We start from the raw sequence: 594 nt of genomic DNA, 5'->3' as shown, positions 1-594 counted from the left end.
GCTTCGGATGATTAGTACTACTCGACTATGCTGTCACCAGCTTTACATCTGTAGCCTATCAACGTAGTAGTCTTCTACGGTCCTATATGGAATTCTCATCTCGTGGCTAGTTTCGCACTTAGATGCTTTCAGCGCTTATCTATTCCCAGCGTAGCTACTCTGCAATGCCCCTGGCGGAACAACAGATTCACTAGAGGCTAGTCCAACCCGGTCCTCTCGTACTAAGGTCAGCCCCACTCAAAATTCCTACGCCCACAACAGATAGGGACCGAACTGTCTCGCGACGTTCTGAACCCAGCTCGCGTGCCACTTTAATCGGCGAACAGCCGAACCCTTGGGACCTTCTCCAGCCCCAGGATGTGACGAGCCGACATCGAGGTGCCAAACCTCCCCGTCGATATGAGCTCTTGGGGGAGATCAGCCTGTTATCCCCAGCGTACCTTTTATCCTTTGAGCGATGGCCCTTCCATGCAGAACCACCGGATCACTATATCCGTCTTTCGACCCTGATCGACTTGTCTGTCTCACAGTCAAGCAAGCTTATGCTATTGCACTCCTCATACGGTTACCAAGCGTATTGAGCTTACCTTTGAA

1 rRNA gene is annotated in these 594 nt (G+C 51.3%); it reads right to left on the bottom strand.

The annotated features are described in order from the left end of the window. Positions 1-2 precede the first annotated feature (2 nt). Positions 3-594, bottom strand: a 23S ribosomal RNA gene (locus ABD692_RS20880); the annotation flags it as partial.

Source organism: Pedobacter ginsengiterrae (assembly GCF_039537385.1).
GTDB lineage: Bacteria > Bacteroidota > Bacteroidia > Sphingobacteriales > Sphingobacteriaceae > Pedobacter > Pedobacter ginsengiterrae.
This window is presented reverse-complemented; position numbering and strand designations above follow the sequence as displayed.